A 25508-nucleotide genomic window follows, 5' to 3' on the forward strand; every position below is an offset into this window, starting at 1 on the left:
TGACAACCAGCCTCCATCTCACACTGGCCCAATGTCTACACCGCCGTCAGATCAGGCGCAATTTTTAGAGGTGCCCTGATGTTTTACCGCAGCCTCATCGGCATCGTTCTTGTCCTGACAGTCGGCACGGTCACGGGCAGCCTGCGGCAAGTGACCACGCGCAGCCCGCACATCCACTTTATCCGCAACCTGTCGCATTTCGCGGGCCAGAACCTGTGGTTCTTTGCGATCACCGTGATCCCGCTGGCGCAGGTCTTTGCGCTGGAATTCACCTCGCCGCTTTGGGTCACGCTGCTGGCGCCGCTGGTATTGCAAGAGCGTCTGACCCGCACACGCGCGATGGCGGCGGTTCTGGGGTTCATCGGCATCCTGATCGTCGCGCACCCCGATCCGTCGAACCTTAGCCCCGGTGTGATCGCCGCCGCACTGGCCGCCGTGGGGTTTGCCGGATCGGCGCTGTTTACCAAGCTGTTGACCCGCACCGAAACCATCACCTGCATCCTGTTCTGGCTGACCATCATGCAGGCGGTGTTCGGCCTGATCTGCGCGGGCTACGACGGGGACATCGCACTGCCCTCTGCCACCACGGCGCCCTGGCTGCTGTTGATCGGTTGCGCGGGTCTGATTGCCCACTTCTGCCTGACCAAGGCCCTGTCCGTCGCCCCTGCCGTGGTCGTCATTCCCTTCGACTTTGCGCGTTTGCCGGTTATTGCCATCATTGGTATGGCTGTCTACAATGAACCACTAGATATGGCGGTTTTCTTAGGTGCCGGCCTTATATTCGCCGCAAATTATTCGAATATTCTAGCTGAATCGCGCAAACGGGTCGTGACGTGACGGCAGTCTGCCATATGACGAAGTCGTGACGCGGCGTTACGAATTGACCGAAGAAACGGGCACACTGTAGGTTTTTGGCATAACTATAAGTCTTGATGGGGATGAGGACATGAAGAATGTTGTAACCGGGGCAGTTGCCCTAGTGGTATCAGTAGGCGCGGCACACGCGGGAGGCATTGACCGCTCGGGGCAATCCGTCGCGGTTATTTTCGAAAAGGGCAACTACGCAGAATTGAGCTTTGGTTCGGTCAGCCCCGAGGTGTCGGGAACGGCTGTCGCAGTGCTGGGAGGCTTTTCGTCCGGCGATATGGCCGACAACTACAGCCAGGTCGGCGCCGCCTATAAGCACAGCTTTGGCAACGGGCTGGACGCGGCGATCATTTTCGACCAGCCATACGGTGCAAACGTCGTCTATCCGACAGGCACCAGTTACTACGCCACAGGGTCGACAGCAGAGCTGAAATCGAACGCGATCACCGGCGTTCTGAAATATACATTGCCGTCGAATGTCAGTGTTTATGGCGGCCTTCGCTACCAGACATTCGAGGCACAGGCAAAAATCCCGTTCGTGAACAACTACTCCGCAACCAGCAATAGCGATGCAGGCACCGGTTATCTTGTCGGTGCGGCATACGAGCGCCCAGACATCGCACTGCGGGTGGCGTTGACTTACAATTCCAAGATAAAGCACAACATCGAAACAACTGAAGGCACCACCGCGTTCGGTCAGGGGCGTGTTTCAAACACAGCTATAGAAACACCGCAATCGCTGAACCTTGAATTTCAAAGCGGCGTTGCGGCGAACACACTGGTTTTTGGTTCGGTGCGCTGGGTTGACTGGTCCGAATTCAAGATTTCACCAAAGGACTATGGAACGGTCACCGGCGGCACGTCGATCGTGTCCTACGATGACGACACAATCACCTACGCCCTTGGTGTTGGCCGCAAGTTCAACGATGCATGGTCCGGTGCGGTCACGGTCGGATACGAGAAGGCCGCCAGCGGCTCTTCCTCCAATCTCGGGCCGACCAACGGCAACAAAAGCCTTGGCCTTGGCGCCACCTACACCCGTGGCAATATGAAGATCACCGGCGGTGTGCGCTACGTCTGGATCGGTGACGCATATACCGAATTGGGTGCAACAAACCCTGCCGCCAACTTCACCGACAACCACGCGGTCGCTGTCGGCCTCAAGGTCGGGTATACCTTTTAGGCCAACCGCAAACCCAAGCCCCGAAAGCCCCGCCCGAACGCGGGGCTTTTTTTGTCTGAAACAGTGACGGACCAACCCCGGCGATCCTGTTCAGCCGTCTTTCCCAAGGCGCAAATCCCTGATAACAGGCAGGAAATGCCATCAGGGACCGCCACGATGATCTATGAAACTGCAACCGACTGGACCAGCGCCACCAATAAGCGCGTGCTGTTGTTTGGCATGTCAGGTCTGGGAAAAACGCATGTTTCCAATACCTTGCGCGCCTCTGGCACCTGGTTTCACTATTCCATAGATTACCGCATCGGCACCCGCTACATGGGCGAGCACATCGTCGATAATTTCAAACGCGAGGCGATGAAAACGCCGTTTCTGGCCGATCTTCTGCGGTCGGACAGCATTTACATTGCCTCGAACATCACCTTCGACAACCTTGCGCCGCTGTCCACCTATTTGGGCAAGCCGGGCGATCCGTCCAAGGGCGGCGTGCCGTTCGACGAATACATGCGGCGGCAGGAACAGCACCGTGTGGCGGAAACTGCGGCGCTGCTGGATACCGCCCATTTTATCGCGCGGGCCAAGGATCTGTATGGCTACGACAACTTTGTCTGCGACAGCGGCGGGTCGATCTGCGAAGTGGTCGAGCCTGACAATGCCGCCGACTCCGTCCTGACGGCCCTGTCCGACGCGACGCTGATGGTCTGGATCAAAGGCTCTGATGCGCATACCGCCGAACTGATCCGCCGCTTCGACAAAGCGCCGAAGCCTATGTATTATCAGCCCGACTTCCTGCGCCTTGCATGGAAGGAATATACATTTGAAAACAATGTGTCAGAGGACAAAGTTGATCCAGATGCCTTTGTCCGCTGGACCTACGCCCGTGCCCTTGCCCATCGTCAGCCGCGCTATGCAGCCATGGCCGAATGGGGCGTGACCGTCACCGCCGAGGATGTCGCCAAGGTCCAGACCGCCACCGATTTCGAAGCGCTGATCGCCGCCGCCCTTGAGGCGCGTTAACACATATCCTATCTACCCTGTCCCAAACCGGAGCTTTCGCCATGCCGATCAAACTTCCCTCTGACCTGCCCGCCTATGACATCCTGTCAAACGAAGGCGTCATGGTCATGTCGGACGATCAGGCGGCACATCAGGACATCCGGCCGCTTCAGATCGGCCTGCTTAATCTGATGCCGAAAAAAATCCAGACAGAAACGCAGTTCGCCCGCCTGATCGGGGCGACGCCGCTTCAGATCGAACTGACGTTGATCCGGATGACAGAGCATCAGACGCGCAACACATCGGTCCAGCATATGGATGCGTTTTATCAATCGTTTCAGGATATTAAACACCGAAAGTTCGACGGATTAATCATCACCGGTGCCCCGATAGAACATCTACCCTTCGAGGAGGTGACCTATTGGGACGAGCTGATCGAGGTGATGGAATGGACCCAGACCAACGTGCATTCGACCTTTGGCGTTTGCTGGGGCGGCATGGCGATGATCTATCATTTCCACCGAATCCAGAAACATATGCTGGATGCCAAGGCGTTCGGCTGTTTCCAGCACGCCAACCTGAACCCGGCGTCGCCTTATCTGCGCGGGTTCTCGGATAATTTCGTGATCCCCGTCAGCCGCTGGACGGAAATGCGCCAACCCGAGATCGACGCGGCGAAAGGGTTGAACACGCTGCTTGGATCAGAGGCGGCGGGCCCCTGTCTGGTCGAGGATTCCGCGCATCGCGCGCTCTATATCTTCAATCATTTTGAATATGACAGCGGAACCCTGAAAGAGGAATACGACCGTGACGTTGCAGCGGGCACGCCGATCAACGTGCCGATGAACTACTACCCCGATGACAATCCCGCGATGCCGCCCGAAAATCGCTGGAGAAGTCACGCGCACCTTCTATATGGCAACTGGCTGAACCAGATTTACCAGTCAACTCCATATGATGCGGAACACATTGGCCTATAACCTGATCACCATCACCCTTGCCGCTTCGGTCATTTCCGGCTGCGCCTATGTCGACAAACGCGCCACAACCCGCGAGACCGCAGCAGAACTGGCCTATCCGCCCGATGGCCGCATCCTGACGGTAAACGGCTCAAAGGTGCATGTGATTGTCACCGGATCGGGGCCGGATCTGGTGCTGATCCACGGTGCCAGCGGCAATACCCGCGACTTCACCTATGAATTTGTCAACCGGGTCAAGAACGACTACCGCGTCATCGTGTTCGACCGCCCCGGTCTGGGCTGGACCGACCGCCTGCCGGGTGCTGTGGGGCCGTTCAATACCAAATTTGAATCGCCCTACAATCAGGCTGATCTGCTGCATGCGGCGGCGCGGCAACTGGGTGTGAAAAAGCCGATTGTGCTGGGGCACAGCTTTGGCGGGGCGGTTGCCTTGGCCTGGGCGTTGCATCACCCCGAGGATACGGCAGCGCTTGTGCTGGTCTCTGCAGTGTCAAACCCCTGGCCGGGAGATCTGGGCGCGCTTTACACGATCAACGCCAGTGCGCTGGGGGGTGCTACAGTTGTGCCGCTGATCACCGCCTTCGCCCCGGATACGATGATCGAGGGCACCATCGCCAGCATCTTTGCCCCGCAGACCGCCCCTGACGGCTATGCGCAATTTGTGGGGGCCGGATTGACCGTGCGCCGCGAAAGCATGCGAGCGAACGCTCAGCAGGTGAACAACTTGCGTCCGCAAATCATTGAAATGTCAAAGCATTACGGCGAACTCACTATGCCGGTGGAAATTCTGCACGGCACCAAGGATACGATCGTTCCGCTGGATATCCACTCTGCCCCTTTGTCACACCAGATTGCCGGTGCGCATCTTACGCGACTGGACGGCATCGGCCACATGCCGCATCATGCCGCGCCACAGGCAGTGGTCGACGCGATTGACCGCGCCGCGCATCGCGCCGGATTGCGTTAGACCGCCAAAGCGCAATACTGTGGGGCCAACAATCACATTCAGGGGGCTTTCCCATATGCCAGTTCCATTCGACGGCGCCATCACCGAATATTTCGAATCCGAAGCCCCCGCCGATGTCCGCGTGGCCATCAAGACCACCGACAAGGACAATATCCTGTCGGATGATTTTCCCTATGACGCGCAAATGTCAGGCAAGAAAGCCGCCAAACAGATAGAGGCGCTTCAGATCGAGCTGACCAAATTGCAGGCTTGGGTCAAGGACAGCGGCGCGCGGGTCTGTATCGTGTTCGAAGGTCGCGATGCGGCGGGAAAAGGTGGTACAATCAGTCGGTTCTCAGAGTATCTTAATCCTCGTGTGGCCCGCGTTGTGGCCCTTCCAAAGCCTTCTGACCGCGAGGCGACACAATGGTATTTCCAGCGCTATGTGCAGCAATTGCCCGCCGGCGGCGAGATCGTGATGTTCGATCGGTCGTGGTATAACCGCGCTGTGGTCGAACATGTCTTCGGGTTCTGCACCCCGACGCAGCGCGATCATTTCTTTTCGCAACTTCCCCAGTTCGAAAAGATGCTGGTGGACGAAGGGATCTATGTCTTCAAACTCTGGCTGAACGTGGGCCGTGCAGAACAACTGCGGCGGTTCCTGAAACGCGAAAAAGACCCGCTGAAGCAATGGAAACTCAGCTGGATCGACATCGAGGGCTTGAAACGCTGGGATGCATACAGCGCGGCGATTAAGGAAACCTTCACCCGCAGCCATACCGGTCACGCGCCCTGGACGATCATCCGGTCCGACGACAAGAACCGGGCACGGATTGCGGCGATGCAAACCGTGCTGTCGGCGATCCCCTATGCCGAAAAGGACAGCAGTATCGCCTGTGCGCCCGATCCTGCGATCTGCGGCGGGCCGGACATCTGGAATGTCTAAACGCGGCTACCATCACGGCAATCTGGCAGAGGCACTGGTGAAATCCGCCCTTGTCCTGATTGAGGAAAAAGGCCCTACGGGCTTTACCCTGTCAGAGGCCGCGAAACAGGCGGGCGTCACCCCCGCCGCCGTCTACCGCCACTTCGAGGGCCGCGAAGACCTGATCGCCGAGGCCGCGCGTCAGGGCTACGAGATTTTCGGCGACCTGATGGAGCACGCCTACAACGGCGGCAAACCAACCGCCCTGGGTGCATTCGAGGCGACGGGCCGCGCGTATCTTGCCTTTGCCCGCCGGTTTCCGGGGCACTATGTCGCGATGTTCGAAAGCGGTATATCGGTCAACCGCACGCCGGAACTGGCCCGCGTCGCCAAACGCGCCCTTGGCGTGCTGGAAACTGCGGCGACAGAACTGTCGCAACATATTCCCGCCGACAAACGCCCCCCCGCCGCGATGTTCAGCGCGCATATCTGGGCGTTGAGCCACGGGGTGGTAGAGCTGTTCGCGCGGGGCAGTCCAGGTACGAAATCGCCGTTTCCGCCAGAGGATTTGTTGGAGACCGGCATCGGGATCTACCTGCGCGGGCTTGGCCTGATCGCCCCCGACGATTAGAAAAACCCCTGTCCGCCCATATCGGCAAAGCGGAACCCTTTGCGGTGAACCCGCGACAGAATATCCGGCAGCGCCGCCGCCCGATCGGCGATGCAGTTGTGATGTAAGAACCACGTCAGATATTTGGTATAGGGCCAGTGGCGCCCCAGCGCCGCCGTCAACGCCCCCGCCATATGTGCCGGATCTGTCAGGGTAACGGCGTTGTGCCAGAAATCGGTCTGCGCGGCCAGGATCACCGGCGTTTTGTGCAGGAACGCCTCGAACCCGACAGCAGACGACAAGGTCAGAACCACATCGGCGGCGGCCAGAAGATCATGGATGCTGGCCTGCGTGAAATACACGCCGTTTTCGGGCGCATGATAGGCGCGCAGCTTTGCAAGGTCCGCTTCGGGCTGGTTTGGGTGGGCCTTTATATACAGCGCACGCGCGCCTTTGACGGCAATCGCCGCCCTGATCATGTCATGCGCGGTCATGTAGTCGGGATAGTCGCGCGGCGGCCTGAAATCCTGTGCAAAGAACGCAAGACACCCCACCTGAATATCCGCCCCACGATCCGCTTGGGCATATTTCGAGAAATTGGTCACCACGAACTGCTCGACCAGCTTTTCATGAAACCTGTCCGCGAAGCTTTGGCTCATGGGGCGCGGATTGAACGGCAACAACCGGGTCGACGAATTATTGCGCGTCGCAAGCTCGTCAAAATACCAATATCCCCGCAGGTAAGCAGGCACGCAGTGGAAACAGTTCGGGGCAAAAACGGGCCGGTCTTCCATGAAAACATGCAAATGCTGGCGGGCATCAATCAGCCCGCGCGACGCCTCTGACGTGTGCAGCACCTCGACCCCGCGTCCCTTCCCCGCCGCGTATTCCGCAAAAGCGCCAAGCAGTTTGAAACGCCCCGCCACCAGCGACGTCGCCAGTTTTGGCCGCGCATGAAAGAACACCGATGGAGCAAGTGCCGCAAGATGTCCGGCGTTTGCATCCGTCACGGTCCAAGGCGTCGAGAAGGAAGTCACCCAAATAGAACCAGCGACCGCGCGTCCCATGTCACGCGACAGCGGTCGCCCCGTTCCAGAACCTTACGCCCGACAAGGTTCTTCATCGAGATCACCAGCGGCTTTTCCACACCGTCGAATTTGACGTCGTAATAGGTCATGTCGCCCAGATATTCGACCTCGGTCACCTGCCCTTCGGCAATGCGCTTGGCGGTGGTCTCGCCCTCGAACAGGATCGACATCATTTCAGGGCGGATGCCGATGCTGGCCTCGTCTTCCGGCACGCCGCCGGGGCATTGTTCCTCGTCCAGATCGACGTGGCCCAGCCCTTCGACATCGACCGAGACCATGCGCCCTGTCTGCCCCAGCACCCGGGCCTGCAAAAAGTTCATCACCCCGATGAAATCGCCGACCTTGCGGTTGACCGGACGGCGATACAATTGCTGCGGACTGTCCAGTTGCGCGATAGAGCCCTCGAACATCACCGCGATCCGGTCCGACATGATCAACGCTTCCTCCTGATCGTGGGTGACCAGAATAAAGGTGATCCCGACCTGCCGTTGCAAACGCCGCAGTTCCGATTGCATCTGCTCGCGCAGCTTTTTATCCAGCGCCGACAGCGGTTCGTCCAGCAACAGAACCTTCGGCTTCAGGATCAAGGCTCGGGCCAGCGCCACGCGCTGCCGCTGCCCCCCCGAAAGCGCATGCGCCGCACGCGCGCCGTAGCCCTTCAGGCCGACCATCTCCAGCGCCTCGTCAACGGCAGCGGCGATCTCGACCTTGGATTTCCCGGATTTGCGCAGGCCAAATCCCACGTTCTGCCCCACGGTCAGATGCGGGAAAATCGCGTAGGATTGGAACACCATATTGGTCGGTCGCAGGTTCGGTGGCACCCTGTCCATATCCTGACCGTCCAGCAGAACAACCCCGCTGGACACATCCTCGAATCCGGCAATGGTGCGCAGCAAGGTGGTCTTGCCGCAGCCCGACGGCCCCAGCAGCGAAAAAAACTCTCCCTCTTCGATGTCCAGCGTAATACCGCGCAACGCGTGGTAATCGCCGTAATATTTCTGCACATCGTGCAGCTCGATCAGCGGGCGGCGGGTGGTCATTGTATCCTTCAAAGGAAACCTCCGGTATCTTTGCCGCCCGCACGGCGGATACCGCGGCGACGGAAGTATTCAGCAACGGTCAACAACACGACAGAGGCCACGACAAGGATCGTGCCAAGCGCCATGACCACAGGGATTTTCGCGGGAAACCGAAGCTGGCTCCACAAATAGACGGGCAGCGTTGGTTCTGTGCCGGTCAGGAAAAAGGCGATGATGAATTCGTCCAGCGAGATGGTGAACGAGATCAGCAAGGCGGAAATGATGCCGGGCATGACCAGCGGCAGCGTGATCAGGCGGAACGTCGACCAACGGGTTTCGCCAAGGTCATAGGCGGCCTCCTCGAGCGAGGCATCGAGATTGCCGAAGGCAGAGTTCAGGATCGCGATGCAGAACGGCGTGCAGATCAACACATGCCCCATGATGACGGTCCAGCGCGTCAGGTCCAGCCCCAGTTGCAGCAGCACCACCAGCAACGACACCGCAACGATGATTTCTGGCAGAACCAGCGGCAGCATGATGAAACCGATGATGCTTTTCTTCAGCGGAAAGTTATATTTGGTGGCGGCGCGGGCCGCGCAAATACCCAATGTGACGGACAAAACAGACGTGATAACAGCGATATACAGGCTGTTCTTAACCGCACCATGCAGGGCGGTGATCTGCGTCAGTTCGGTGAACCACTGGGTTGTGAACCCCCTGAGCGGAAAGGCGATAACGGTCGCGTCGTTGAACGCGAACATCGGCAGCAAAAGGATCGGCAGGTACAAAAAGACCAGATAACCGATGGTGTATGATCTAAGCCAACCGCCGCCCTTCATTTGCGCCCCTTCAGGAATTTCCGGTTCACCACGATGAACGCCAGCGAAATGGCGGTGACGATCACCATGGCGATCACCGCCAGCGTCGCCCCCATCGGCGCGTTGTTCAGGCGCAGGAACTGGGTCTGGATCATGTTGGCAATCATCAGGCCATCCGGCCCACCCACAAGGCGCGGCGTTACATAGTCGCCGATTGTCGGGATGAACACGATCAGCGTCGCGGCCACCACCCCCGGCATCGCCAAAGGCAGCGTCACCCGCAGGAAGGTGACAATATGGTTCTCGCCCAGATCGCGGCTTGCCTCGAGGAACGAGCGGTCGATCTTTTCCAGCGCCACAAAAATAGGCAGAATGGCGAAGGGCGCATAGGCATGGGCCAGCGTGATCACCACGGCATTGGCGTTATATAGGATAAAGGTCAGCGGCTCGTCGATGATCCCCAGCCCCAACAGGCCGGAATTCAGCACGCCGTTATAGCCCAATATCACCTTCCACAGGAACACGCGGATCAGATAGCTGGTCCAGAACGGGATGGTGATCAGGAAAATCCACAGCGACTTGCGGTTCACTGGCACGTGGAAAGAGATGAAATAGGCCACCGGGAACGCCAGGATCACCGTCACCGCCGTGACCGCCAACGAGATGAATACTGACCGCCACATCAGCTGCATATACAGTGGATCGGTCAGCGCCTCGGTGTAGTTTTTCAAGGTGGGCGTCTTGTCGAAGGTCAAAAAGTCCTGCGTCCAGAAGCTGACGACGAAAATTGCGCCTAGCGGCACAAGCAATAGCAAAAGCGCGTAGATGGCCGTGGGGCTGACCAGCAAAAGCCCCGATGCGGCCTCTGTCCTGCTCCACCGTCGCAGACGTTCGCCAAGTATCATGCGTCTGGTTTCCCCTGCGCCGCCACTGTGACGCCGCCGTGGCGTCCGGTGCAAAGCATGTAAGGAATTCGCGACAACCTCAAGGGCTTAGATGCGGCTGCGCGCTATTCCCTTGCGGCCGCCTGAATTTCAGGCCGGCGTCAGGCGAACAGCTCGTGGCACAGCTCCAGCGCGTCGATCAGTACATCGACCTCGTCCACCGTGTTATACATGCCAAAGGATGCGCGGCAGGTGGCATTCAGCCCCAGATGCGTCATCAACGGCCCCGCACAATGCTGCCCCGCGCGAACTGCCACACCCCTTTTGTCAAGCACGGTAGAAATGTCATGGGCATGCGCCGCGCCGTCCAGCGTGAACGAGAATATCGCCCCCTTGTTTGCCGAATTTCCCTGCACTTGCAGCCAGTTAAGGCCCGAAAATCTGGACTGGGCATAGTCCCGCAACACGCGTTCATGCGCCGCGATATTGTCCATGCCGATGTCCATCATATAGGTCAGCGCCACGCCCAGACCGATGGTCTGCACGATACCCGGCGTCCCCGCCTCGAATTTCATCGGCGCGTCGTTATAGGTGACGAAATCCTTCTGAACCTCGCGGATCATATCGCCGCCGCCAAGGAACGGGCGCATCTCGGCCATCCGCGCGGCTTTGATATAGGTCGCGCCCGACCCCGACGGGCCGTATAGCTTATGCCCGGTCACCGCATAGAAATCGGCGTCGATATCACGCACATCGACCGGCATATGCACCGCCGCCTGCGACCCGTCCACCAACACCGGCACGCCCTTGCCATGGGCCCCCGCGCAGATGGCTTTCACATCCACCACCGTGCCCAGAACATTAGACATATGGGTCACCGCCACCAGCTTTGTCCTGGGGCCGATCGCGTCGATCACCGCCTGCGGGTCAAGATCGCCATTGGCATCCACATCGACCCATTTCAGCACGACACCCTGCCGCTCGCGCAGGAAATGCCAGGGCACGATATTCGCATGATGCTCCATCACACTCAGCACAATTTCGTCGCCTGCTTCCATGCGGGGCATGGCCCAACCATAGGCCACCAGATTGATGCCCTCGGTCGTGCCGGTGCCCAACACGATCTCGTCCTCAAGCCCTGCGTTCAGGAACCGCGCCACCGTGCCGCGCACTGCCTCGTATTTCTCGGTTGCCACATTAGAAAGATAGTGCAAGCCCCTGTGAACATTTGCATATTCATGTGAATAGGCATGGGTCACCGCATCAATGACACCCTGTGGCTTCTGCGAGGATGCGCCATTGTCCAGATAGACCAGCGGCTTGCCGTTCACCTGACGCGACAGGATCGGAAAGTCAGCGCGAATCTTTGTGACATCGAACATGGGTCAGACCCCTCCGGGAACAGAAAGCGAGATGAGCGCCAACAAAAGGCTCAGCCCGAAAATGACGCCGAAAATCGCGGCAATAATGATGATGAAAACCGAAGGAAGAGATTTAAACCCGTGAATCAGCGCCACAAAATGGGTCAAAAGCCAAAAGAATAAGACGATGCTGGCCAACCCCAAAAGCCCCGCCAGCATCGGCGCGATCGGCAACAATGCGGTCTGGATCACCTGCACGCAGACCATGATGAACTGCAACCAGATCACCATCGCCAGCGCGTCGTCGAACGCCGCCGTCCCGCCCATCGCGCGGCCGATCCAGTAAACGCAATAGACCATCAGAACCAACAGCCCCACCTGCACCACCCCCGTCAGCACAGGAGAGCCGATCACCTCGGTCATCAGCAGCGAGGTTCCGGGCATCAACATCACGCCCACATGCGTCAGCAGGGTGCTGATGACCACGGTCAGCACCAGCATCTTCCACAACACATCGCGCGGCAGGTTCAGATCAAGAACCTGCTGCGCCCCGTCGCGCGGATTAACTGCGGTGTAACGCGCCAGTCGCAGAAGGTTGGTCAGGGAAAAATCCATAAACGAGGCCTATATTGACGCAGGATCAGTGGAAGGACCGGACGGGAATTCCGCCTCAAGTAACCCGACCAACCATATGTAAAGAAATGAAATTCCCGTAACTGATCCGGTCAATGTCAAGGCAGCCCCCGGCCCGACGAACCCCGCGACCAGCCCGTTCAAAAGCCAGAACGGCGACGCCGCCAGCAGCGCCCAGAACATGGCAAGCCGGGCGGAAAACCAACTGCCCCGACCGCCAAACACCCGCATTATCGCATGGCTGAGCGCGGCCAACCCGTAAAACACCAAAGGAGCAAGGAACAACCATCCCAAAAGCGCGCTGGTGATCAACAGATCCAGCGTCAGTTCCGGCGTCTCGAAGGCCTGGCGTGCCAGACGCGGCCATTGACCCACAAAGATCAGCAGGCAGCCGACCATCAGGTAAACCAGCGCGCGGTCCTCTCTTGGACCTTGCCGCAACAGGTCGCGCACCACCGCGCGCGGAGCACGGTAACTGCGCAGGATATCCGTTGTCACCGGCATCGGCGCTTAACGACGACGGCGGGCAAGCCAGCCGTCCAGACGCCCCAGTATGTCGGCGGAAATATCGGGATCCTCGATCTCGTCGATCGCCTCGGCCAGAAATGCCAGCACAAGAAGATCCTGCGCCGCCGCCTCCGGCACCCCGCGAGAGCGCAGGTAGAACAGTGCGGTATCGTCGATGGCGCCAGTGGTGGAGCCATGGCTGCAAATCACATCATCGGCGTAGATCTCCAGCTCTGGCTTGGCGTAGAATTGACTGTCATCGTCCAGAAGCAATGACTGGCTGATCTGGTAACCATCTGTTTTCTGGGCATCTTTTTTGACAAGAATCTTGCCCTGAAACACGCCGACCGCGCCGTTGCGCAGCACCTTCTTGAACACCTGACGGCTTTCGCAATGCTGGGCGTCATGGGTGACAAAGACGGTGTCGTCATGCACGAACATACCGTCGCCGACCGCCGCACCGGCCACATGGGCCACGGCGTGATCACCAGTGAACTCGATGATCGCCTCGTTTCGCGTCAGCAGGCCGTTGACCGTGACGGTAAAGGATTTGAACGTCGACTCTGCACCAAGACGGGCGAACATATGCGTGACCGCACGGCGTTCGTGGTCGCGACCCTGGGCGCGAATGTGGTGAAAGGACGCGCCGTCGGCAACATCGACTTCCATCACCTTGTTGAGCCGCGCCGCCGCCGGACCGTTTTCAAGCAACGTCAGGTCAGCACCCGCATCAAGCTTAATGCAATGATGCAGGATCGCGTCAGAAGTCTCTGATTTATGGAGATAAACCAGCGAGACGGGCTTTGTGGCCTTCCCCGTCGCACGGATCACAATACCGTCCGAGGCAAAGGCCGTATTCAGCGCCGCTAGCGGGCGATGCACGGGCGTCTGGCCCCGTGTTTCCAAGGTGCCGTACAGGTCCTTGACCCAGTGAATATCGGCCGCCATCGCATCGGACAGCCGCTCTATCTCGATCCCTGCCAGCGCCAGATCATCCGACGCATCGGCGTCAAATACGCCGTCGACAAAGATGATCTTCAGCCGGTCGATGCTGTCGAAAACGGGTGTTTCTTCGGCCTTCAGCACAGCCGCACGCCCGGCTTCGGCGTCAACCAACGTGGTCGGGTTGGTGAATTTCCAGTATTCGTCGCGGCGCGACGGCAAGCCCATGGCCTGAACCCGCCCCAGTGCCTCGCGACGCAACGCCGTGGCCCAGGCCGCGCCTTCGGGCAAGGTCAGCGTGGCAAGCCGCGCGTCGGTTGCGTCCTGTTTGACTTGCGGCAGCGCCATTACACCGCCTCCGTCAACAGATCCGCATAGCCATTGTTCTCGACCTCCAACGCCAGTTCGGGTCCGCCGGTTTTGATGATCCGGCCATTGGCCATAATATGCACGACATCAGGTTTAATATGGTCGAGAAGCCGTTGATAATGCGTGATAACCAGAAACGACCGGCCCTCGGATCGCAGGGCGTTCACCCCCTCTGACACCAGCTTCATCGCGTCAACGTCAAGACCCGAATCCGTCTCGTCGAGGATGCACATCCTGGGCTCCAGCATCGCCATTTGCAGGATCTCGTTGCGCTTTTTCTCGCCGCCGGAAAAGCCGACGTTGACCGGACGCTTCAGCATCTCGGCGTCGATCTTCAGCGTTTTGGCTTTTTCGCGCACGACCTTCAGGAATTCGCCCGCCGACATCTCTTCTTGGCCGCGCGCCTTGCGTTGCGCGTTCACCGCGGTGCGCAGGAAGGTCATGTTGCCGACACCCGGAATTTCCACCGGATACTGGAACGCAAGGAACAGGCCCGCCGCGGCGCGCTCTTCCGGCTCCAACGCCAGAAGGTCGACATCGTCCAGCATCGCAGAGCCTTCGGTCACGTCATAGCCGCCCTTGCCGGACAGAACATAGGACAGCGTCGATTTACCGGACCCGTTCGGCCCCATGATCGCATGCACTTCGCCCGCGCCAATCGTCAGATCGACCCCCTTGAGGATCTGCTTGTCTTCTTCTTCAAGTTTGACGTGCAGGTTCTTGATATTCAACATTATTTTATCCGTTTATCTGCGTTCGTTTTGCACCGGAGCAGTCCCCGAATGCCTGAATTTCTATCCAACAGAGCCTTCAAGGCTGATCGCCACAAGCGCCTGCGCTTCCATCGCGAATTCCATCGGCAGGGCCTGTAAGACTTCCTTGCAAAAGCCGTTCACAACCAGCGCGACCGCCTCTTCCTCATCCATGCCACGGCTGCGGCAATAGAACAGCTGGTCGTCGTCCACCTTGGATGTGGTCGCCTCATGCTCGACCCGGCTCGAGTTGTTCTTGACCTCGATGTAGGGCACGGTATGCGCGCCGCAATTGCCCCCGATCAAAAGACTGTCGCATTGCGTATAGTTGCGCGAATTCTTCGCCTTCGGGTGCATCGACACAAGGCCACGATAGGTATTCTGCGCATGGCCCGCGCTGATCCCCTTGGACACGATCCGCGACTTGGTGTTCTTGCCCAGGTGGATCATCTTGGTGCCGGTATCGGCCTGCTGAAAGTTGTTGGCGATGGCGATCGAATAGAATTCGCCCTGACTGTCATCGCCGCGCAGGATGCACGACGGGTATTTCCACGTCACGGCAGAGCCAGTCTCGACCTGCGTCCACATCACCTTTGACCGGTCGCCACGGCAATCCGCGCGCTTGGTCACAAAGTTATAGATGCCGCCCTTGCCGTTCTCGTCGCCGGGGTACCAGTTCTGAACGGTGGAATACTTGATTTCCGCATCCTCCAGCAGCACCAGTTCCACCACCGCCGCATGCAGCTGGTTGGTGTCACGCTTGGGGGCGGTGCAGCCTTCCAGATAGGACACATAAGCACCCTTGTCGGCGATAATCAGCGTTCGCTCGAACTGGCCGGTGTTTTCGGCGTTGATCCGGAAATAGGTCGACAGTTCCATCGGGCATTTCGTTCCGGGCGGAATGTAGACAAACGACCCGTCGGTAAAGACCGCCGAATTCAACGTCGCGAAATAGTTGTCGGTCACGGGAACGACCGTGCCAAGATATTGCCTGACCAGTTCTGGATGCTCGCGGATCGCTTCCGAGATCGAGCAAAAGATCACGCCGGCCTTCTTCAGTTCCGCCTGAAAGGTCGTGCCCACGGAAACCGAATCGAACACCGCATCGACAGCGACCTTGCGACCCTCGGCAGGGGCATTCTCTGCCCCCTCGACGCCCGCCAGAATCATTTGCTCCTTCAGCGGAATACCCAGTTTCTTATAGGTTTCCAACAGCTTGGGGTCGACATCGTCCAGCGACTTCGGCTTCTCTGCCATAGATTTCGGCGAGGCGTAGTAATACTGGTCTTGATAGTCGATCTTGGGGTAGTTCACCATGGCCCAGTCGGGCTCTTCCATCTTTTCCCAACGCTCGAACGCCGCCAGACGCCAGTCGGTCATCCACTGCGGCTCGCCGTTCTTGGCCGATATCAGCTTTACGATGTCGCGATTCACGCCCTTGGGGGCATAATCCATCTCGATGTCCGTCGCCCAGCCGTATTTATAGCTGCCGGACAGGCCGCGCACCGCATCGACCGTGTCCTGATCAACGCCTTCTTTTACGTCTGTTGTGTCCAAAGCTGCCATCATCGTCTCCGTTCTATCCATCATGCCGCACGCGCGCGAAACTTCGCATGTTGCGCCAGCCAGGCCTCTGCAAAGCGCAGCACCTGCTCCTTGGTTGTGTCCAGCCCCAGCGACACGCGGATCGCACTGGCGGCCTTCGCCTCGTCAAAGCCCATGGCCATCAAAACGCGGCTGGCCTTTACCTTTCCGCTGGAACAGGCCGAACCCGCCGAAACGGCGAACCCGGCAAGGTCCATCTGCATCACTTGCGTCTCGCCCTTCCAGCCGGGTGTCAGCATATAGGACGTGTTCGGCAAACGCCGGTTGCCACCTTCCACATCTTTCCCGACAAAAATAGTCTTATTTGCAGAAGCCTCAATACTTAATTCTAGAATATTTCTAAGTTTCTCGATTTCCGCCCACCGTCCGTCGGCCAAATCCCGCGCTGCGGCCTCGGCTGCGGCCCCGAATCCCGCAATTCCGATGATGTTTTCCGTGCCGGACCGCCGCCCCATCTCCTGGCCGCCGCCCCTGATCTGCGCCGGCACATCCAGTCCGCGCTTCAGAACCAGCGCACCAATGCCCTTTGGCCCGCCCAGCTTATGAGCAGAGATCAGCGCCATATCGGCACCGCACCAGTTAAAGGCAACCGGCAGCTTCCCGAAGGCCTGCGTTGCATCCGTCAGGGCCAGCCCGGCGGGCAGATCCTGCACAACCCCGGTCTCGCTATTGGCCATCTGCAACGCGGTTGCCGCAGGATCCGCAACCGCGACCCGCCCCATCCGGTCCACCGGCAGATCTGCCTGCGCCCAGGCCAGCACGGCGTCATGCTCTACCGCGCCACACCGCAAACCCCGCCCTGCACACCCCAGCGCCGCACTTTCCGTCGCCGAAGAGGTGAAAACAATATCCGCCCCCTCTGCCCCGAACGCTGCCGCAATCTGACCCCGCGCCCGCTCGACAATGGCCTTGGCCGCGCGCCCCTCGGCATGAACGCTGGACGGATTGCCAACCGCATCCATCGCCGCAATCATCGCGGCCCGCGCCTCGGCCCGCACAGGCGTCGTCGCATTATGGTCAAGATAAACGCGGGACATCACTTTACCGTTCTTTTTGGAAAAAATATCCGCGCCGCAGGCAAATCCCGAGGGCCCGCAAGGGCCCGAGACAAGAGCAATCGCGCGGCACGCGCGCCCTTCGGATCACGCCACCTCATCCCTCGTCCACCACCGTGAACAAGGTCGGCACCGCCGGACATGGCGTCAGATCGTTCTGCACGATGTCGGACAGCCGCGTCTGGTGCAAAAACACATAGACATGCGCGCTCAGGCTTTCCCACAGGCGGTTGGTCAGCGATTGCGCCCGCGTGCCCGATGACCCGCCCGACGCCCCCGCCCCCTGATGCATCGCGCTGACCGTCTCGTCCACCGCCTCCAGAATATCTGACACCCGGATCGCATCCGGCGACCGCGACAGACGGTATCCGCCCCCCGGACCACGCACAGAATCCACCAGCCCCGCCCGCCGCAACTTGACGAAAAGCTGCTCCAGATAGGGCAAGCTGATATCCTGACGTTTGGAAATTTCCGCCAAAGACACCAGTGCCTCGTCCTTTTGTGTCGCCAGATCGGCCAGCGCAACCATCGCGTAACGGCCCTTGGTGCTCAGTTTCATGGGTTATTCCCTGCAATACGCCTGTAAAATCATTGACGAAAGCAAACGGGACGCTTACGTCCTGTCCACCCCGATCCGGCATTCCCGCCAGAGATTAGAATAGTTCTAAGGTAGTCGACCGATTTCGTCAAGAATGTCGGCGTCACCCCGATCAGAAAGACAGGGACATCAATGCCCGAAGTAATTTTTCCTGGCCCCGAAGGCCGACTGGAAGGCCGCTATCATCCGCAAAAGGAAAAGGACGCGCCGATTGCGATCGTGCTGCATCCCCATCCGCAATTCGGCGGAACGATGAACAACCGCGTCGTCTACAACCTGCACTACGCGTTCTACAAAATGGGGTTCACCGTTTTGCGGTTCAATTTCCGTGGCGTGGGCCGCAGCCAGGGCGAATACGATCAGGGCATCGGCGAGCTTTCGGATGCGGCATCGGCGCTGGATTACCTGCAATCCATGAACCAGAACTCCAAGCATTGCTGGGTTGCCGGCTTCAGCTTCGGGGCCTGGATCGGTATGCAGCTGCTGATGCGCCGCCCCGAGATCACCGGCTTCATCTCGGTCTCTCCGCCCGCCAACATGTATGACTTCAGCTTCCTTGCGCCCTGCCCCGCGTCGGGTCTGGTGATCAACGGCAGCGCCGACCGCGTGGCACCGCCCAAGGACACGGTCAACCTGGTCGGCAAACTGCACGAGCAAAAAGGCATCACCATCACACACCAGACGATCGAGGGGGCCGGTCACTTTTTTGAAGAGCCGCATATGGACACGATGATCGGCAACGTCGATCAATATGTGCGCCGCCGTCTGACAGAAACCTCGCGCTAGGGTCCGCCCCCTATCGCCGCCCTGACACTCGGGGCGGCGCCTTTCCAGACAGGAGCCGCACAGATGGACTATGTCATCGCAATGGCCGACGAACTTGCGGTCGAAGCCATCGAAATTGCCAAACGCACCGGCGACGACCTGTTGGTCGACCAGATCGCAGAGGTTGTCGGCGCCTCGTCCTCGACCCTGCAGGAGGCTTTCATGACCGCCGTCCGCGTCCGCCGCGCGGAAGAGCGTGCCCGCGCCATTCTAGCCGACCGCGCCAGCAAGGCCGCAAAGCAGACACCGGCGCGGTAGATCGCCTGTTTTCCGCACGCTTATTTACCGTATACCACCGTATACCGACTTCCCAATTCGATCCCTTTAGGCTATGACGCCCGCAATGCGTGATTCAGCCATGTAAGGGACGCCTCTCCATGATCAAGATCAAAGTTGCAAACCCCGTCGTCGAGCTTGACGGCGACGAAATGACCCGGATCATCTGGGATATTATCAAGCAAAAGCTGATCCTTCCCTACCTCGACCTTGATCTGAAGTATTACGATCTGGCCATGGAAGTCCGCGACGAGACCAACGACCAGATCACCATCGACGCGGCCGAGGCGATCAAGACATACGGCGTTGGCGTCAAATGCGCCACGATCACGCCGGACGAGCAGCGGGTCGAGGAATTCGGCCTCAAGAAGATGTGGAAGTCGCCCAACGGCACAATCCGCAACATTCTTGGCGGTGTTGTGTTCCGTGCGCCGATCATCTGCAAAAATGTGCCCCGCCTTGTGCCCGGCTGGACCCAGCCCATCGTCATCGGCCGTCACGCCTTTGGCGACCAGTACAAAGCCACCGATTTCCTGATGCCCGGCCCCGGCACCCTGACGATGAAATTCGTCGGCGAAGACGGTCAGGTGATCGAGCATGAAGTGTTCAAAGCCCCCTCTTCGGGTGTGGCCATGGGCATGTACAACCTTGATGACAGCATCATGGATTTCGCCCGTGCTTCGCTGAACTACGGCCTGAATCTGGGCTGGCCGGTGTATCTGTCCACCAAGAACACCATCCTTAAGGCCTATGATGGACGCTTCAAGGATCTGTTCCAGAAGGTGTTCGAGGAAGAATTCGCCGACAAATTCAAAGCGAAGGGCATCACATACGAGCATCGCCTGATCGACGACATGGTTGCGTCCGCGATGAAATGGTCGGGCGGTTTTGTCTGGGCCTGCAAAAACTACGATGGCGACGTGCAGTCGGACACCGTGGCACAGGGCTTTGGCTCGCTTGGGCTGATGACCTCGGCGCTGATGACACCCGATGGCAAGGTCGTCGAGGCAGAGGCCGCGCACGGCACCGTCACGCGCCACTACCGCCAGCACCAGAAGGGCGAGGCCACATCGACGAACTCTATCGCGTCGATCTTTGCCTGGACCGGCGGCCTGAAGCACCGTGCGAAACTGGACAACAATGCCGAACTGATGGCCTTTGCAGAGACGCTGGAGAAGGTGACCGTCGACACTGTGGAAAGCGGTTTCATGACCAAGGATCTGGCACTTCTGGTTGGTCCCGATCAGAAATGGTTGACCACAGAGGGCTTCTTGTCGAAGGTGGATGAGAACCTTAACAAAGCCATGTAATATGATGTAAAGTAATGAAAAAGGCGGGAATTTACCCCGCCTTTTTCATGCCTGCGGCGCGGATATTTTTACCAAAAAGAGGATCAGGACGCGGGCGCGAAGGGTTCGATCGCAACACGGTCCCCGTCAAAGGTGCAAAAGCTGCCCGGCGGCACGGCCTGCCAGTCGTCTTCGCCGTCTTGCAGCGGTTCGGACACAACCGCGCGACCACGGCGCGTCTCGCTCCATTTATGGAACAGGGTCGGGGCCTTATCGTCCGAGGCGTAGCGCACCGCATAAAGCTTTTGCCCGTCCGACAACGCCGCCGTCAGGCGCATATGCGGCGCGGCACCGACGGCCTTCGACATCGTCTCGACCCGGCCTACGGCCCGCTCCAGTGCGCCCCTGGGGTCTGTCGCCAGCCCTTCTCCCAGGGCCAGCAGAAACAATGCCTCGCTGTCAGTCGCGCCTTTGCGGTGCGGGTATAGCGCGTCCGGGATCGCCATATCGGCCTGTTTGCGGAACATATCGAAGCCGCCGATCTGGCCGTTGTGCATGAAGGACCAGGCGCCCGAGACAAAGGGATGGCAATTGTTGCGGCTGGTTGCGGTGCCGGTTGACGCGCGGACATGGGCCAGAAACAGCGCCGATCGCACCTGGCTGGCCAGCGACCGCAGATTAGGGTCCGACCATGCCGGATAGACATCGCGGTACAGGCCCGGCTCTGCCCGCTGGTCATACCATGCGATCCCGAAGCCGTCGGCATTGGTCGACGTCGTGCACCGCGATGCGTTCTGCGACTGGGCGATCAATGAATGATCCGGGTCTGAGACGATCTCTGACAAAAAGATCGGGGAGCCAATATAGGCGGCCCATCTACACATTCACTGGCCTCTGCTCGGCTATGGGGATCGGGTTATTGCCCCCGATTATGGGTCTTGGCGTAAAGTCCGGCGATGATACCGCTTGCGGTCTTCTCGAACAAGCAAGGGATGATGGCATGGACCATCGCCGCCCCCGCCGCCGCAAAGAGTTTCAGCGAAAAGCTGCCGGCAAAGCGGGCGTGTTCCAGATAGGTCTCGTCGACCTTTTGTGGATGATCGAGGAAAATGCGGTTGATCATGTGCGTTTGTCCCATGCGGCATGTGGTTAAGGGGAAACATACACCGGGCGGGGCGGGATGTTTTCTCAAACATCGGGGGAAAATAATTTATATTGGGATATTTTCTGTTATAGGCTGTCCAGATGGAGACAATCGACCCGCTAGACCGCAAAATCCTTGGAGAACTGCAACGCAACGCGGATACCGCGCTTGAAGTGTTGGGCGAACGTGTGGGCCTGTCGCGCAATGCCGTCTGGCGCCGCGTCAAGGCGATGGAGGCACGCGGACTGATCCGCGCCCGCGTGGCGCTGCTGGACCCTGTGCAGCTGGGCCTTGGCCTGTCGGTGTTTATCCTGATCCGCACCGCGCGGCATGACCCCGAATGGCTGGCGGCCTTTGCCGCGGCAACGCGGGATATGCCGGAAATTCTGGGCGCTTACCGGATGACCGGCGATCTGGACTATCTGATCCGCGCCCGCGTGTCGGATGTGGCGGACTACGACGCGCTGTATCAAAGGCTGATCCGGCGGGTCGAGATGAAGGATGTCTCAGCCAGCTTTGTGATGGAAGAGATCAAGGAAACGACGCAGTTGCCACTGTGACGCTGGACAATCCCCCTGCGCTTTGTCAGCACTGTGGCCATGTCGCAAAATCACAACCACTCCCCGATCGAAGATGCCCAGGCCTTTGTCCTTGGCACCGCCCTATGCGCGTTAAGCGTGACAATGCTGACCCATCTGGGGCTGATCACCGGACAGACGGCGGGCCTTGCGGTGTTGCTGTCCTATGTTGGCGGGTGGTCGTTCGGGCCGGTTTTCTTTGTGATCAACCTGCCGTTCTATCTGCTGGCCTATCTTCGGATGGGGCCAAGGTTTACCGCGAAAAGCTTTGTCGCCGTCGGGCTTTTGTCGGTCTTTGCCCAGGTGATGCCTAGCCTTGTGCGGTTCGAACATCTGGATCCGGCCCTGGGGGCCTTGTTGGCTGGGGCGATTGCGGGGCTTGGCCTGATTGTGCTGTTCCGCCACGGGGCCAGTCTTGGCGGGGTGGGCGTTCTTGCGCTTTATCTACAGGACAAGACAGGGTTTCGCGCGGGCTGGACGCAACTGGGCTTTGACGCCATCCTGTTTTGCGCCGCTTATTTCCTTCTGGATGCGCGCATCGTCGCCTATTCGTTACTCGGGGCGGTGATTGTCAATCTTGTGATCGCGGTCAACCACCGCAAAGACCGTTACATCGCAACATAAGGGGCCGACCATGCCGACGCAGTATATCTATCTGGTGATTGCCGTGATGTTCGAAACCTTCGGCACCTCGTGCCTTCAGGCCAGCCAGCAATTCACGCGGTTCTGGCCCTCTGTCGGGGTGGTTGTGGGATTTGCCGGTGCCTTTGTGTTCCTCAGCCTGACGCTGAAATATATGCCTGTCGGAATCGTCTATGCGCTTTGGTCGGGACTGGGGATCGTTCTGATCGCGTTGATCGGGTTGGTGGTTTTTGGACAAAAGCTGGATTTACCCGCAATTTTCGGGATGACGCTTATTGTATCTGGTATTTTAGTCATTAATTTCTTCTCAAACAGCGCCACGCACTAGAACCGGCACTATGCCCCTAGCCTTTCGGGGGATTCAACGGTATGGCGCACCCAAATACATCCAAATCCAGAACAGGCGCCCTTTCATGGACCTTAGAAATATTGCGATCATCGCACACGTTGACCACGGCAAAACGACGCTGGTGGACGAGTTGCTGAAACAATCCGGTGCATTCCGCGAGAATCAGGCTGTGGCCGAACGTGCCATGGACAGCAACGACCTGGAGCGCGAGCGCGGGATCACCATTCTTGCGAAAGCCACCAGCCTTGAGTGGGGCGGCCTGCGCATCAACATCGTCGACACCCCCGGCCACGCCGACTTTGGTGGCGAAGTAGAGCGGATCCTGTCCATGGTGGACGGTGTTGTTCTGCTGGTTGACGCCGCCGAAGGCCCGATGCCACAGACCAAATTCGTGACCGCCAAGGCGCTTGCCCTTGGCCTTCGCCCGATTGTTGTCCTGAACAAGGTCGACAAGAACGACGCCGAGCCTGATCGCGCCCTGAACGAGGTCTTCGACCTGTTCGCCAACCTTGGCGCAGACGACGACCAGCTTGATTTCCCGGTGATGTATGCATCGGGCCGGTCCGGCTGGGCCGATATGGAACTGGACGGCCCGCGCAAGAACCTTGATGCCCTGTACAAGCTGATCGTGGATCACGTGCCCGCCCCCGCGCAGGTCGCGGCCCGCGCAGAGCCGTTCCGCATGCTGGCAACGACCCTTGGGTCCGACCCGTTCATCGGCCGCATCCTGACCGGTCGCGTTGAAAGCGGCACATTGACCGTCGGCGAGACGATCAAGGCCCTGTCGCGCACGCATGAAAAGATCGAGCAGTTCCGCGTCACCAAGATCATGGCGTTCCGCGGTCTGGGCCAGCAGGCAATCGACGCCGCCGAAGCAGGCGATATCGTGACCATCGCCGGCATGTCCAAATGTACCGTTGCCGACACGCTGTGCGCGATGGAACTTGACGTGGCCCTGCCCGCCCAGCCCATTGATCCGCCAACAATTTCGGTGACCTTCGGCATCAACGACAGCCCGCTGGCTGGCAAGGACGGCAAAAAGGTCCAGTCCCGCGTCATCCGCGAGCGTCTGATGAAAGAGGCCGAATCCAACGTCGCAATCCACGTCGAGGATTCGCCGCAGGGCGACTCGTTTATCGTGTCGGGCCGTGGCGAATTGCAGATGGGCGTTCTGATCGAAAACATGCGCCGCGAGGGTTTCGAACTTTCGATTTCTCGCCCGCAGGTGCTGTTTCAGGACATCGACGGCGTCCGGAACGAGCCGATCGAAGAAGCGACCATCGACGTGGATGACGAATACTCCGGCGTTGTGATCGAGAAACTGACCGGCCCGCGCAAAGGCGAACTGGTCGAGATGAAGCCGGCAGGCGTCGGCAAGACCCGCATCATCGCCCATGTGCCATCGCGCGGCCTGATCGGTTATCACGGCGAATTCCTGACCGACACGCGCGGCACAGGTGTTCTGAACCGTGTGTTCCACGCCTGGGCACCGCACAAGGGTGTGATCCCCGGTCGTCGCGCCGGTGTGCTGATCTCGATGGAATCGGGCATTTCGGTTGGCTACGCGATCTGGAAGCTGGAAGATCGCGGCAAGTTCTTCATTGGTGTTCAGGAACCGGTCTATACTGGTATGATCATCGGCGAGCACAACCGCGAGAACGACCTTGAGGTCAATCCGCTGCGTGCCAAGCAGTTGACCAACGTGCGCGCCTCGGGAACAGATGAAGCGACAAAAACAACCACGCCGGTTCGCCTGTCGCTGGAGCAAGCCATTGCCTATATCGACGATGACGAGTTGGTCGAGGTGACCCCGTTGGTTGTTCGGATGCGCAAGCGCTTCCTTGACCCGCATGAGCGCAAGCGCCAGTCGCGCGCGGGCTGATCGCAGGGCATAGAATACGAAAACGGCGGGTCATTGACCCGCCGTTTTTTTGTGTGGCAATCGCAGGATGACTGCGGCGCGGATATTTTCAGAACAAAGAAATCAAAGTTCTTCGACGATCACCAGATCCCGCTCGGACGCGCCGCGCGCATGGCTCAATGCCTCCTGATAGGCGGGCGAATTATAGCAGTCATGGGCGGCCTGAAGGCTTGGAAAACGGGCGACGACATTGCGCTTGCGATCATTGCCCTCGAGTTGCTCGTATTTTCCGCCGCGCACAAGAAACACGCCGCCGTGATCGGCAATCGCACCGGTCGCCAGCGCCGCGTATTTGCCGTAGGCCTCTTCATTGGTCACATGCACATGGGCAATCCAAAGTGCGGTCATC

At 59.1% G+C, this 25508-nt stretch carries 29 protein-coding genes; 14 read left to right on the forward strand and 15 right to left on the reverse strand.

What is annotated here, in order from left to right:
- Window positions 1-78: 78 nt before the first annotated feature.
- From ACEN2R_RS16140 to ACEN2R_RS16170, 7 genes are all read left to right on the forward strand, one after another.
- A complete protein-coding gene (locus ACEN2R_RS16140; protein WP_442043708.1) occupies window positions 79-837 on the forward strand; it encodes a DMT family transporter in 759 nt (252 codons plus the stop codon).
- 109 nt (window positions 838-946) lie between these two features.
- Entirely contained in the window at window positions 947-2050 is a 1104-nt protein-coding gene (locus ACEN2R_RS16145) for an OmpP1/FadL family transporter (RefSeq protein ID WP_442043709.1), read from the forward strand.
- Window positions 2051-2206: 156 nt separating this feature from the next.
- Window positions 2207-3064 (forward strand): ATPase, encoded by an 858-nt coding sequence (locus ACEN2R_RS16150; protein ID WP_442043710.1) that lies wholly within the window; start codon window positions 2207-2209, stop codon window positions 3062-3064.
- A 41-nt stretch (window positions 3065-3105) separates the two neighbouring features.
- A complete protein-coding gene (metA, locus tag ACEN2R_RS16155; RefSeq protein WP_442043711.1) occupies window positions 3106-4023 on the forward strand; it encodes a homoserine O-acetyltransferase MetA in 918 nt (305 codons plus the stop codon).
- Window positions 4001-4990, forward strand: coding sequence for an alpha/beta fold hydrolase (locus tag ACEN2R_RS16160; protein ID WP_442043765.1), 990 nt, complete (start codon window positions 4001-4003; stop codon window positions 4988-4990). Before metA ends, ACEN2R_RS16160 begins: the two co-directional genes overlap by 23 nt.
- A 55-nt stretch (window positions 4991-5045) precedes the next feature.
- Window positions 5046-5915, forward strand: a complete 870-nt coding sequence (ppk2, locus tag ACEN2R_RS16165; RefSeq protein ID WP_442043712.1) for a polyphosphate kinase 2 — start codon at window positions 5046-5048, stop codon at window positions 5913-5915.
- Complete coding sequence (locus ACEN2R_RS16170) at window positions 5908-6525, forward strand: TetR/AcrR family transcriptional regulator (protein ID WP_442043713.1); 618 nt, start codon at window positions 5908-5910, stop codon at window positions 6523-6525. Before ppk2 ends, ACEN2R_RS16170 begins: the two co-directional genes overlap by 8 nt.
- Here the strand turns inward: ACEN2R_RS16170 and ACEN2R_RS16175 are convergent.
- The 12 genes from ACEN2R_RS16175 to ACEN2R_RS16230 all read right to left on the reverse strand — a co-directional run bounded on the left by ACEN2R_RS16175 (window position 6522) and on the right by ACEN2R_RS16230 (window position 18096).
- Window positions 6522-7514, reverse strand: a complete 993-nt coding sequence (locus tag ACEN2R_RS16175) for a hypothetical protein (RefSeq protein WP_442043714.1) — start codon at window positions 7512-7514, stop codon at window positions 6522-6524. The two genes, ACEN2R_RS16170 and ACEN2R_RS16175, sit on opposite strands and share 4 nt — an antisense overlap.
- A gap of 23 nt (window positions 7515-7537) precedes the next feature.
- On the reverse strand, window positions 7538-8632 hold the full coding sequence (locus ACEN2R_RS16180; protein ID WP_442043715.1) for an ABC transporter ATP-binding protein: 1095 nt from the start codon (window positions 8630-8632) through the stop codon (window positions 7538-7540).
- Between the two features lie 8 nt (window positions 8633-8640).
- Window positions 8641-9450, reverse strand: coding sequence for an ABC transporter permease (locus ACEN2R_RS16185; RefSeq protein WP_442043716.1), 810 nt, complete (start codon window positions 9448-9450; stop codon window positions 8641-8643).
- Window positions 9447-10334 carry an ABC transporter permease gene (locus ACEN2R_RS16190; RefSeq protein WP_442043717.1) on the reverse strand — a complete coding sequence of 296 codons (888 nt, stop codon included), beginning with the start codon at window positions 10332-10334 and terminating at the stop codon, window positions 9447-9449. Before ACEN2R_RS16190 ends, ACEN2R_RS16185 begins: the two co-directional genes overlap by 4 nt.
- 140 nt (window positions 10335-10474) lie before the next feature.
- Window positions 10475-11695 carry a cysteine desulfurase gene (locus ACEN2R_RS16195; protein WP_442043718.1) on the reverse strand — a complete coding sequence of 407 codons (1221 nt, stop codon included), beginning with the start codon at window positions 11693-11695 and terminating at the stop codon, window positions 10475-10477.
- Between the two features lie 3 nt (window positions 11696-11698).
- Window positions 11699-12289, reverse strand: a complete 591-nt coding sequence (locus ACEN2R_RS16200; RefSeq protein ID WP_442043719.1) for a Yip1 family protein — start codon at window positions 12287-12289, stop codon at window positions 11699-11701.
- A 9-nt stretch (window positions 12290-12298) separates the two neighbouring features.
- The gene (locus ACEN2R_RS16205; RefSeq protein WP_442043720.1) at window positions 12299-12811 is read right to left on the reverse strand and encodes a YIP1 family protein; all 513 of its coding nucleotides are present in this window, start codon (window positions 12809-12811) and stop codon (window positions 12299-12301) included.
- A gap of 6 nt (window positions 12812-12817) precedes the next feature.
- Window positions 12818-14104 (reverse strand): Fe-S cluster assembly protein SufD, encoded by a 1287-nt coding sequence (sufD, locus tag ACEN2R_RS16210; RefSeq protein ID WP_442043721.1) that lies wholly within the window; start codon window positions 14102-14104, stop codon window positions 12818-12820.
- Window positions 14104-14859, reverse strand: a complete 756-nt coding sequence (gene sufC, locus ACEN2R_RS16215) for a Fe-S cluster assembly ATPase SufC (RefSeq protein ID WP_442043722.1) — start codon at window positions 14857-14859, stop codon at window positions 14104-14106. Before sufC ends, sufD begins: the two co-directional genes overlap by 1 nt.
- Window positions 14860-14919: 60 nt before the next feature.
- On the reverse strand, window positions 14920-16443 hold the full coding sequence (gene sufB, locus ACEN2R_RS16220) for a Fe-S cluster assembly protein SufB (protein ID WP_442043766.1): 1524 nt from the start codon (window positions 16441-16443) through the stop codon (window positions 14920-14922).
- A 20-nt stretch (window positions 16444-16463) separates the two neighbouring features.
- Window positions 16464-17519 (reverse strand): cysteine desulfurase family protein, encoded by a 1056-nt coding sequence (locus ACEN2R_RS16225; protein WP_442043723.1) that lies wholly within the window; start codon window positions 17517-17519, stop codon window positions 16464-16466.
- Window positions 17520-17634: 115 nt separating this feature from the next.
- Window positions 17635-18096, reverse strand: a complete 462-nt coding sequence (locus tag ACEN2R_RS16230; RefSeq protein WP_442043724.1) for an Rrf2 family transcriptional regulator — start codon at window positions 18094-18096, stop codon at window positions 17635-17637.
- A 171-nt stretch (window positions 18097-18267) separates the two neighbouring features.
- Between ACEN2R_RS16230 and ACEN2R_RS16235 the strand changes: the two genes are divergently transcribed.
- The 3 genes from ACEN2R_RS16235 to ACEN2R_RS16245 all read left to right on the forward strand — a co-directional run bounded on the left by ACEN2R_RS16235 (window position 18268) and on the right by ACEN2R_RS16245 (window position 20546).
- On the forward strand, window positions 18268-18921 hold the full coding sequence (locus ACEN2R_RS16235; RefSeq protein WP_442043725.1) for an alpha/beta hydrolase: 654 nt from the start codon (window positions 18268-18270) through the stop codon (window positions 18919-18921).
- A gap of 63 nt (window positions 18922-18984) precedes the next feature.
- A complete protein-coding gene (locus tag ACEN2R_RS16240) occupies window positions 18985-19218 on the forward strand; it encodes a hypothetical protein (RefSeq protein WP_442043726.1) in 234 nt (77 codons plus the stop codon).
- A gap of 119 nt (window positions 19219-19337) precedes the next feature.
- The gene (locus ACEN2R_RS16245) at window positions 19338-20546 is read left to right on the forward strand and encodes an NADP-dependent isocitrate dehydrogenase (protein ID WP_442043727.1); all 1209 of its coding nucleotides are present in this window, start codon (window positions 19338-19340) and stop codon (window positions 20544-20546) included.
- Between the two features lie 83 nt (window positions 20547-20629).
- On the opposite strand, the gene ACEN2R_RS16250 is transcribed toward ACEN2R_RS16245, so the two are convergent.
- Both ACEN2R_RS16250 and ACEN2R_RS16255 read right to left on the reverse strand, forming a co-directional pair.
- Window positions 20630-21409 (reverse strand): class II glutamine amidotransferase, encoded by a 780-nt coding sequence (locus ACEN2R_RS16250; RefSeq protein ID WP_442043728.1) that lies wholly within the window; start codon window positions 21407-21409, stop codon window positions 20630-20632.
- A gap of 32 nt (window positions 21410-21441) precedes the next feature.
- Complete coding sequence (locus ACEN2R_RS16255; RefSeq protein WP_442043729.1) at window positions 21442-21648, reverse strand: DUF6356 family protein; 207 nt, start codon at window positions 21646-21648, stop codon at window positions 21442-21444.
- 122 nt (window positions 21649-21770) lie between these two features.
- Here ACEN2R_RS16255 and ACEN2R_RS16260 point away from each other — a divergent pair, with 122 nt between their 5' ends.
- The 4 genes from ACEN2R_RS16260 to typA all read left to right on the forward strand — a co-directional run bounded on the left by ACEN2R_RS16260 (window position 21771) and on the right by typA (window position 25120).
- Window positions 21771-22229: an Lrp/AsnC family transcriptional regulator gene (locus tag ACEN2R_RS16260; protein ID WP_442043730.1), complete on the forward strand. Its 459-nt coding sequence runs from the start codon at window positions 21771-21773 to the stop codon at window positions 22227-22229.
- A 39-nt stretch (window positions 22230-22268) separates the two neighbouring features.
- Window positions 22269-22871, forward strand: a complete 603-nt coding sequence (locus ACEN2R_RS16265; protein WP_442043731.1) for a YitT family protein — start codon at window positions 22269-22271, stop codon at window positions 22869-22871.
- A gap of 10 nt (window positions 22872-22881) precedes the next feature.
- A complete protein-coding gene (locus tag ACEN2R_RS16270) occupies window positions 22882-23217 on the forward strand; it encodes a DMT family transporter (RefSeq protein ID WP_442043732.1) in 336 nt (111 codons plus the stop codon).
- Window positions 23218-23302: 85 nt separating this feature from the next.
- On the forward strand, window positions 23303-25120 hold the full coding sequence (gene typA, locus ACEN2R_RS16275; RefSeq protein ID WP_442043733.1) for a translational GTPase TypA: 1818 nt from the start codon (window positions 23303-23305) through the stop codon (window positions 25118-25120).
- Window positions 25121-25222: 102 nt separating this feature from the next.
- Here typA and ACEN2R_RS16280 read toward each other — a convergent pair whose 3' ends face one another.
- Window positions 25223-25507 carry a DUF1330 domain-containing protein gene (locus ACEN2R_RS16280; RefSeq protein WP_442043734.1) on the reverse strand — a complete coding sequence of 95 codons (285 nt, stop codon included), beginning with the start codon at window positions 25505-25507 and terminating at the stop codon, window positions 25223-25225.
- Window position 25508 lies beyond the last annotated feature (1 nt).

The organism is Pseudogemmobacter sp. W21_MBD1_M6 (assembly GCF_052119585.1).
Classification (GTDB): Bacteria; Pseudomonadota; Alphaproteobacteria; order Rhodobacterales; family Rhodobacteraceae; genus JBGQOJ01.